This is a genomic window from Rheinheimera sp. (genome assembly GCF_030824435.1).
In the GTDB taxonomy this organism is placed as follows: domain Bacteria; phylum Pseudomonadota; class Gammaproteobacteria; order Enterobacterales; family Alteromonadaceae; genus Pararheinheimera.
On the sequence record NZ_JAVBXS010000102.1, the window covers coordinates 1 to 9,660 of the forward strand.

Annotated in this window: 5 protein-coding genes; 2 read left to right on the top strand and 3 right to left on the bottom strand. The window is 48.1% G+C overall.

From position 1 onward, the window contains the following. Positions 1 to 405: 405 nt before the first annotated feature. A complete protein-coding gene (locus RCH83_RS17105) occupies positions 406 to 1,632 on the bottom strand; it encodes a mechanosensitive ion channel family protein (RefSeq protein ID WP_306524008.1) in 1,227 nt (408 codons plus the stop codon). 266 nt (positions 1,633 to 1,898) lie between these two features. Between RCH83_RS17105 and RCH83_RS17110 the strand changes: the two genes are divergently transcribed. Further along, entirely contained in the window at positions 1,899 to 2,822 is a 924-nt protein-coding gene (locus RCH83_RS17110; RefSeq protein WP_306524009.1) for a TIGR02285 family protein, read from the top strand. A 45-nt stretch (positions 2,823 to 2,867) separates the two neighbouring features. Here RCH83_RS17110 and RCH83_RS17115 read toward each other — a convergent pair whose 3' ends face one another. Then, positions 2,868 to 6,113 (bottom strand): DEAD/DEAH box helicase, encoded by a 3,246-nt coding sequence (locus RCH83_RS17115; RefSeq protein WP_306524011.1) that lies wholly within the window; start codon positions 6,111 to 6,113, stop codon positions 2,868 to 2,870. Between the two features lie 231 nt (positions 6,114 to 6,344). On the opposite strand from RCH83_RS17115, the gene RCH83_RS17120 reads away from it, so the two are divergent. Continuing rightward, positions 6,345 to 8,438 (top strand): amidohydrolase family protein, encoded by a 2,094-nt coding sequence (locus RCH83_RS17120; RefSeq protein ID WP_306524012.1) that lies wholly within the window; start codon positions 6,345 to 6,347, stop codon positions 8,436 to 8,438. A gap of 114 nt (positions 8,439 to 8,552) precedes the next feature. On the opposite strand, the gene RCH83_RS17125 is transcribed toward RCH83_RS17120, so the two are convergent. Beyond that, positions 8,553 to 9,173: a hypothetical protein gene (locus RCH83_RS17125; RefSeq protein WP_306524013.1), complete on the bottom strand. Its 621-nt coding sequence runs from the start codon at positions 9,171 to 9,173 to the stop codon at positions 8,553 to 8,555. Positions 9,174 to 9,660 lie beyond the last annotated feature (487 nt).

Below are 9,660 nucleotides of genomic sequence, written 5' to 3' on the forward strand. Positions count from 1 at the left end.
ATCCATAGGCTTCACCTCATTCCACGGCATAATCTCCTCCGGATGTGGTTAATTTCATCCAGAGAAGTGTTACCTATGTGGTTGAACTAAAGTGTCACCTATGAGTGTGAACCGTACCCGGGGTGATTTCTTTGGCTACTTTCTTTGTCAGCAAAGAAAGTAGCTCGCCCTTGCGGCGAAACCGCTTTTACAACACCATGCCGCAGGCATCAACCAAACCGGTTCAATAACCTGTTACCCATGTGTTTGAACTAACAGTGTCACCTATGTAGTTGAATAGATCTGTCACCGGAGTCAGAAAGACGCTGCGAGTCACGGCTTGCACAACGCCATCAACTGCCAGCTGAAAAACCTGAACGCCATGCCTTAGGCATCAATCAAACCGCAGCATAAACCCAAGGGTTATCACAGTTTCAACTGCCGTAAATCATACCCAGAAGGCTGCTGATAAACCCTTAAATCAAACTCGTTAATCACAGCAAAAATATGGTCAAAAATATCGCCTTGCACAGTTTCGTAATGCAGCCAGGCGGTGTTGCTGCAAAAAGCGTAAATCTCCAGCGGAATGCCGGTGGGGCCGGACGGTAGCTGCCGCACCATCCGTGTCATATTTTTATGAATATCGGGGTGTTGCTGTAAAAACTCAGTGAGGTAAGCGCGCAAGGTGCCAAGGTTGGTTAAACGGCGGCCGTTCAGCACTGAGCTCATATCGCAGCTTTTGTTATAAGCTGTTATTTCAGAAAGCTTTTTATCAAGGTAAGGCTGCAACAAACTGGAACGTTGCAGGCGGTGAATATCTTCATCCGTTAAAAAACGCACACTGCTGGCTTCAATAAATACTGACCTTTTAATACGGCGGCCGCCAGATTCGCTCATACCCCGCCAGTTTTTAAAAGAATCGGATATCAGCGCATAAGCCGGAATGCTGGTAATGGTATTGTCCCAGTTGCGCACCTTAACTGTGGTCAGACTCATTTCTATTACTTCACCGTCGGCGGCATATTTGGGCATTTCCAGCCAGTCGCCTAAGGCGAGCATGCGGTTGGCCGACAACTGAATACCGGCAACAAAACCTAAAATAGGGTCTTTAAATACCAATAATAAAATGGCGGTCATGGCACCAAGGCCGCTGAGTAACAGCAGTGGTGATTTGCCCGATAACAAAGACAAAGCCAGAATCAGCGCCAGCACCGAGCTCAGCAGCTTGATACTCTGAAATAAACCGCGGATGGGCGCTTGTTTACCAAAACCCTTGTATTGCAACAAGGCTTCCAGGGTATTGAGCAAGGCAAAAAAACTGGCCATGCCAAAACATAAAATCCACAACTGCGTCAGCAGATTCAGCAAATATAAGGTTTCGGAACCGGCATCCAACCAAAAATTGGCCTGCCACATCAACACGAAACCCTGAGCGGTAAAGGCTAACCGGCTTAATAAACTGCTTTGTTGCAGGCTTTGCCGCCACTGCTGGGTTTGTGCTTTAGCGGCAAATAACCGCAACAAGCCCCGGTGCAACACCAGATGCAGCGCCACCGACAACAACAAAATAAACAACATAATCAGCAGATAATAAGCCAGACTGGTGTCCAGCCATTGTTGTTGCGTGGCCCAGGCTTTTAGCAGTGCTTTCATATGGCTCCTTCTGTTGATGAATGTTGTTGTGGCCGGCCGAAAAATTGCTCGGCGTTCAGCTGTTGCTTGTGGGGTGCTGAGGTGGCGGAAAACGCAGTTTCAGCAACAACAAGGCTGTGATTTCGACGTGATTTCAGGCATTTAACCGCTGTTCAGCTGAAAATGCAAAGTTATTGTCGCACAAAGTTGTCCCGAATAAACTGGCAGCTTGCAGCCCAACCAAGCTCTTGTTATGGTACTTGCTGTTCCTCTAATGGACTTTCCCAATGCGTCAATTTTGTGCAACTTTGTTGTTGTTTGCTGCCAGTTCTTGTCTGGCTGCCAGTAACACCACCATTCACTGGCTGATGGTGGATTTAGCGCCATTTCGTTTATTACATGGCCCGGAACAAGGCAAAGGCTCCAGCGATCAAATGGAAAAAATGCTGATTAAACTACTGCCGCAGTATCAGCATAAAAGCCGTTTTGTCAGTTTTGAACGCCGTGAACTGCTGCATATAGATAACTCAACTTTGTATTGCAGCTTTGGCATTCTGGCCAATGAAAAACGTAAAAAAACCATGGAGTTGTCGATACCGGCCGGGGTGGTGATGCATATGGCTATGGCAACGCTGAGCAATAGCCCACTCAGTCAACATTTAAAACAGCAACTGATACAACAGCAAGGTGCTGTTGATCTGGCAAAACTGCTTAGCGAACATCAATTTACCGGCTTGCTGGAACAAGGCCGCAGTTATGCACCAGCCATTGAACAAACATTAAAAAAGCCCAATGCTTTGTTGGCACAACGCAGCTTTACCGAAAACAACCCGGTCGATTTATTGCTGGCGGGCCGGGTGGATTTTTTAATTGATTACCCACACCGCATCAGCTATCTGCAAAGTGGCTCAAGGCAACCGCTGTTAGATTTGGAATATTTTCCGGTGGCTGGGGCTGAGCAGCGGGACGCAACTTATGTCGGTTGCAGTAAACACCCCAAAGCCAAAGAAGTGATCCAGCAGGTGAATCAACAGCTGTTAACCTTATGGGCGGATCCGGATTACCAACGGCAAATGCTGAGCTGGTATGACGATGAAAACAAACAACAATTGCAGCAATTAATTCAGCACATTCAGCAGCATTTACCTGCGACCTCAGCCAAACCACCACAAAACAACAGCGCCGGTAATGCCCAAAGCCTGAACCATTAAACTGCGGCTACAGGGGCGCGCCTGCAAGCCGCAGCATAGGCTGCTTCAGCCTGATTGCAGCTGTGGTGTTAAATCCGCTGTGTTGGCCTGGTTGCTATCGGTTTCGGCAAATAACGACAATAAATCAACAGCACTGCCCTGCCATACCTGACCTTTGCCACCGGCAAATAACTGGTCAGCTAAACCTTGTTTAAACTGTTGTAATTTTTGTACTTTCTCTTCCACAGTGTTGCGGGCTATCAGTTTGTACACAAACACTGCTTTGTCCTGACCAATACGATGGGCGCGATCTGTTGCCTGATTTTCTGCCGCCGGGTTCCACCATGGGTCGTAGTGGATCACAGTGTCGGCCGCTGTCAGGTTTAAACCAGTACCACCGGCTTTTAAACTGATTAAAAACACCGAAGTTTCACCACGCTGGAAAGCGTCGATTTGATCCTGGCGTTTTTTGGTCTGGCCCGTCAGTTTGCTATAAGAAATGCCCATATATTCCAGCTCTTGTTCTATCAGATTCAGCATGCTGGCAAACTGACTAAACAGCAGAATTTTGCGGCCTTCTTCGAGCATCTCCGGCAAGTTATCGCGTAACCACTGCAACTTGGCGTTATGTTTTACCGCTTGCGCCTGCTCTATTGGCACCAGTCTGGCGTCGCAACAAGCCTGCCGCAGTTTTAACAAAGCGTCTAAAAACTCAATCTGGCTGGCGGCAACACCTTTGCGCAGGAATAACTCCCGCACCTTGGTTTCCATTACCAGCCTGATACTTTCGTATAAATTGCGCTGGTCACTTTCCAGCTCCAGTAATTGCAGAATTTCGGTTTTATCAGGCAATTCGGTGGCCACCTGCGCTTTAGTACGGCGTAACATAAAAGGCGCAATTTTTTGTTTTAACGCAAAAGCTCTTTCGCTATCGCCTTGTTTTTCAATAGGACGGCGATACACCTGCAAAAAGTGTTGTTCGGTGCCAAGTAAACCAGGCAACACAAAATCAAACAAAGATTTAAGCTCGCCTAAATGGTTTTCCAAAGGGGTGCCGGAAAGCGCCAGACGAAAATCGGCTTTTAACAACCGTACTGACTGCGCCGCCTGACTGCCGGAATTTTTAATATGCTGGGCTTCATCCAGAATCACAGCGCTGAATTTATGGCGTTGATACAAACCTATATCCCGCACCAACAGCGGATAACTGGTGACAATAATGTTGTAGTCGCTGAGCAGCTCAAACAAATGCTGACGTTTAGCACCATACAACTGCAACACCCGTAAATCTGGCGTAAAACGTGCCGCTTCCTGCTGCCAGTTACCCAATAAACTGGTGGGGCAGACAATCAGCACAGGTGCATTTAACCGGCCTTCTTCACGTTCTTTTTGTAAAAAACTTAAGGCCTGCAAAGTTTTACCCAGGCCCATATCATCGGCCAGAATACCACCCAGGCCATATTGGCGTAAAAAGCTCAGCCAGTTCAGACCTTGTTGCTGATAAGGCCGAAGTTCGGCCTGTAACCGCTCTGGTTTGGCAACCTCAACAATACCGGCAAAGTTATGTAGCTGGCTGCTTAACCGTTCCAGCCGCCCGGCATTCAGATACTGAATTTCCGCAGCGCCAGGTGGTGGCAATAATGCAGCTTTAAAGTCGGGCAGTTCCAGCATCAGAGGCGATTTGCTCAGGTTCAGCAATTCAATAATGGTGTCAATTAACGGCTGAATCAGGCTAACCGGTAGCGCCAGCTTACCTTGTGGCAAACTCAGCCAGATTTGCTGGCCGGCCGTTGGCAAACCATATTGGCGTAACCACTGGGTAATAAGTGGCAATAACGGCACTTGCTGGCCGTCAATATCCACCGAAATACCCAGCTCAAAACCACCTTGTTTACCATCCTGCACCTGTAAATACGGCTGAACTGCAAGAATATCCAAATTAAAATCAGCCGCTTGCGACACTTTCCAGCCCTGATTGGTTAAGTCTGGCAAAGCCTGCAATAACGGCTGCCAAAGCTGTGGGTTGTCCGGGCCATCACCCACGCCAAAAGCTACCGGCTGGTCCTGATCCGGCAAAGCCACTAAGCCTAAAGCCAATAATTGCTCCAGCGCCTGAGTTTCATCGGCGCGGCTACGTTTAATAAATACGGTGCGATTGGCTTCTTTAATTTCGGTTTGGGCTTGTTGTAAATCCAGCGGCAACACAAAGTCACCATAAGCAAAAGCCAAATGCGCCCTTGGTCTTTTGCCTTCACCCGGGTTTTTCTGCTGCATTAACAGCTGCAACACTGGCACAGGCGTCACATCAATACGCTCCATCGCCACCCCTTTGGGCACGGGCAAAGTGACTTTGTGAAATAACTTCTGCAACTTGCTGACACTGTCCAGCACCACGTCATTTGGCACTGGCGGCATTTTTGCCAGCAGCTTAAGCTCGCGGCCACTCAGTTCAGTGTCCAGTAAACCAATCACAAAATGGGTGGTGTCCAGATAACAAGGTGGTGTGGTGTACACCACTTCCAGTTCAGCGTCATCGCCTAAATCCCACACCAGTTGATGGCCGTTTTTGCCCACCAACCATTGCAGTTTTAATGGCCTTGGCGCCCCTTGTTGCAGCTCGTGACGGGCTTCACCAAAATAACAACGGCCAGTGGCCATCATTTGCTGCAGTAGCTGATAACCCCATTCGTCTTCCAGCAAAGATTGTTCACGGATGTTTTGCGAGCGGAACTGGTTAATCAGCCGGAAATCGGCTTCTTCAATCCAATAAGGCACTAAATAACCGGAAAATTCCTGTGCACTGATGGTCTGGCCTTTGCTGTAACCGCCTTTTTTATTTTGTTTGACCCGGCGTGGATACAACTGCAAACCCGACTGGCCATAACTCAGGATATACAACACCACGTCTTTGAGTTTTTCCAGGCTGGGATCTGTTTTAGCTAAACGTTCAGCATCGCTAAACCATTGACTGAGCTGGCGTAATGGCAATTGCTGCAAACCAAGCTGCTGTTGTTCATACACTTGTTTAAGTTTTAACAACACCGCCAGCACATGTTTACAACGACCACCCACTGGACAGCTGCAGGAGTCGGTTAAACGCCATTCGGCGCCATGCGGTTTTAACGACAAAAACTGCCGGTAAGGTGATAAGGCTTCGCCCCAGACCTGGGCGCTGATTTGTGACAGATCTTCGCTGTATTCCAGCTTGATCACTTTTCCGGCCTGCCAATAAGCGCGGGCGCGCTGAAAAGTACCAGGATCAAACCAAAGTTGCAGCGTGGCTGCACTAACAGGAAACACCGCTTCAGACATGCAATAGTTCAATACATTCGGGCAAAGGGTGCCTATGCTACCGCAAAACGGCCGCCGGCCAAAGTCTGACCTGCCATCAGCTGCTGTTTTTCTGCAGATTGTTGTTTTTTATCTGCAGCACCTGGCTGCACATCAGCCCAACACCCCAACACAGCAGGTTCAGTTGCATTGCGTTTAAAGCGCCGCCTTTGTTATTGTCAGTCTTTATGCCCGCCATTTTTAAGGATTTTTATGCGTCTTCATTATCTTGGCCTGCTGTTGTTGGCCTCTTTTGCCAGTCAAAGCCTGGCCGGCGAACAACGCCGTTACACTATTCTGGTCGACAACGGCGTCAAAGCCGGTGAACAAATTGTCGATGTCGCAGATAACGGCGATATCAAGGTACGTTTTATTTTTAAAGACAACGGCCGCGGCCCTGAACTCAACGAAAACATTAAGCTAAACGCCGACGGCACCATTGCCAGCTACAGCGGCCAGGGCAAATCGACTTTTGGTTCTGTGATTAACGAAAAATTTGACCGCCAGGGCGATAAGGCCAGCTGGAGTGCCGGTGAGAAAAAAGGTGAAGCCAAGGTCAATGGCAGCGCCATGTATTTGCCGGTGGACGGCTCGCCTGAACTGGCTTCTGTTGCTATTGGTGCTATTGCCAAAACGGGCGGCAATACCCTGGCGTTATTACCATCCGGCACATTAACCCAACAAAATGTCAGTTCGCTGATAGTGGAAAAAGACGGTGAAAAACAACAGGTACAGTTGCTGGTACAAACAGGGGTTGGGCTTGAGCCTAACCTGGTATGGGCAACAACAGGTGAAAACCCAAGATTATTCGCCAGCATTTCCCCCGGTTATTTAACGCTGATTGAAGAAGGCTGGCAGCACAATGCCGGCAAAATGGCGCAAATACAAAAACAAGCCGAAACCAAACTGCTGACCAGCCTGGCCGAAGATATTCCGCAAGATCTGCCTGGCCTGACAGTGCTGCGTAATGTCCGGTTGTTTGACAGCATCAGCACCAAACTGGGCGCACCCAGTGACGTATTTATGCTGCGTGGCAAAATTACCGCCATAGTACCCACCGGCACTTTAGCCACCCAGGCGCAAAACAGCATCGACGGCAAAGGCCGTATTGTATTGCCGGGTTTATTTGATATGCATGGCCATTTATCCCGCTGGGAAGGCCCTTTGCACTTAGCCGCTGGTGTTACCACGCTGCGTGATATGGGCAATGACAACAACAGTATTCAGGCGATGATAGGTGAAACTAGCGCTGGCCAATTGCTGGCACCTACAGTGGTGCCAACAGGTTTCCTCGAAGGGGAAAGCCCTTATTCAGCCCGTAATGGTTTTGTGATTAAAGATTTAGCCGGCGCCAAAGCGGCCATTGACTGGTACGCCGCCCACGGTTATCCACAACTGAAAATTTATAACTCTTTCCCTAAAGCCATTTTAAAAGACACTGTGGCTTATGCCCATCAACGTGGTTTAAGAGTCAGCGGTCATGTGCCGGCCTTTTTAAAAGCAGAAGATGTAATAGCCGCAGGTTATGACGAAATTCAGCATATTAACCAGTTATTGCTGAATTTCCTGGTAAAACCTGACACCGACACCCGCACGCTGGAGCGTTTTTATTTACCGGCCAAACAGGTGGCGGATCTGGATTTACAGGGTAAAGCAGTTCAAGACTATATTAAGTTGATGAAAAACAAAGGCATAGTGGTAGACCCAACGCTGGCCACCTTTGATTTCCTGAAAAAAGTAGATGGCACTGTTGGCGACCCATGGCAGGCTATAGTGGATCATTTACCACCTGATTTGCAGCGCCGGTACGCCACTGCTGAACTGGATATTCCGGATGCAACCACAGCAGCACTTTATGCCAGGTCTTACGCCAAAATGGTGGAGTTTGTTGGTTTAATGTACCAGGCCGGTATTCCGGTGGTGGCAGGTACAGATGAGCTGGCAGGTTTTACCTTGCAGGGTGAGCTGGAGCTGTTGGTCAAGGCCGGGTTAACACCAGCACAAGCGCTGCAGGTAGCCACCTTAAACGGCGCCCGTTACAGCAAAGTGGAATCCAACAAAGGCCATATTGCAGTGGGTAAAGACGCTGACTTATTGCTGGTAGATGGTGACCCAACCAAAAATATCGCGGATATCCGAAAGTTAGCTTTGGTGATCACCCAGGGCAAAGCCATGTATCCGGCCGATATTTATAATGCTATGGGTATTAAACCTTTTGTCACTGAAAAACCAGCCATTGAGCGCCAGCCGCTGCCCCAGGGCAACGCCAGCAACAGCGCTAAACATGGCCACAGGCATCTGCACTAAGGGTTTTAGGTTATCCAAACATTGTTTTGGCTTACTGATAAGTAACAAAAAAACCGCCTGCAGGCGGTTTTTTTATTGTGCAATATGGCTGAGCCAGAACCGCAAAGCAGGCTTTTATGCCGGGCGGCGGCGACGCAGTGCCAGCAATAGCAAACCTAACGCCAATACAGGCAGAGTAGAGGCTTCATCGACGTCGACTTGTTGCAGCTGCACCGGCGCTGCTGTTACCTGCACATCATCCAGCAAGTTACCCATAGTGCCGTTATTTAACGAGGTAAAACGAATGCTGCTCAATAAGCTGTTGGCAGTAAAGCTGCCGCTGAATTTCAGCCACTGACCGACTTTGTGGTTGTCGACTGTGGTTTTAATATCAGCAATGCTAAACAAAAAGGCTTCATTGTGATTGGTGCGGGCGCGGTACAAAAAAGAAAAGTCATAAGTTTTGCCCATTTCAGTGGCAAAATTCTGATAAATAGACCAAGCGCCTTTGTTGTTGCCATCGGCGTTTAACTCCGCATGTTGTTTGCCTTCACCTGCTGTGACGCCATTCAGGCCGTGCCAGATTTCGATATTGCTACCTTCCCAGCCGGCCACCTGAGTGGCACTAAAATATTTCCAGTTGTTTTTGGCCACCACATTGGCTTCAAAACTACCGTTGATAATCAGTGTGGCCTGAGCGGCAACAGACCAGAGAGATAAACCAACAGCCAAAACTACGGTGGTTAAAAAATTCATGTTTGCTCCATTATTTGCAACATCAGCTCGCAAAGGGCGCGTATTTTAAGCCGATGTAGCTGGTCTGAACAGTTGTTTTTTTAACCAATGGCCAATATCCGCATTTGTCGTTGTTAAGATTTTGATTGTTAACACAAAATAAATTCTGTTTTGGCAAAAATCTGCAGCTGCTGCCATCACCCGTCCTGGCCTGTTGCAACCTGGCCACAAACAACAACGCCACCTTAACAAATTGAATTTAAACACAATTCCAAGTAAGCCGTAACAGCAAGTCAAAAGAAACCACTGATAAAAAGGCAGTTATTACAAAAAATTACAGCTGTGAAAAAATAGCATTGAAGAATTTACTTTATTAGCCTTTAATGGATGAGCATTAAAAATGCAACATTACAATAAAATAGTTAATAAAAAAGGAACATGATGAAACACTCCAACTACCTGCTTGGCACCCTGCTTGTGGCCGGGCTGTTTAGCACTCAGGCGCTGG

What these genes read in the sequence shown, in the direction of transcription:
- RCH83_RS17105 (WP_306524008.1), bottom strand. Translation starts at nt 1,632, where the DNA reads ATGAAAGCACTGCTAAAAGCCTGGGCCACGCAACAACAATGGCTGGAC.
- RCH83_RS17120 (WP_306524012.1), top strand. Translation starts at nt 6,345, where the DNA reads ATGCGTCTTCATTATCTTGGCCTGCTGTTGTTGGCCTCTTTTGCCAGT.
- RCH83_RS17115 (WP_306524011.1), bottom strand. Translation starts at nt 6,113, where the DNA reads ATGTCTGAAGCGGTGTTTCCTGTTAGTGCAGCCACGCTGCAACTTTGG.
- RCH83_RS17125 (WP_306524013.1), bottom strand. Translation starts at nt 9,173, where the DNA reads ATGAATTTTTTAACCACCGTAGTTTTGGCTGTTGGTTTATCTCTCTGG.
- RCH83_RS17110 (WP_306524009.1), top strand. Translation starts at nt 1,899, where the DNA reads ATGCGTCAATTTTGTGCAACTTTGTTGTTGTTTGCTGCCAGTTCTTGT.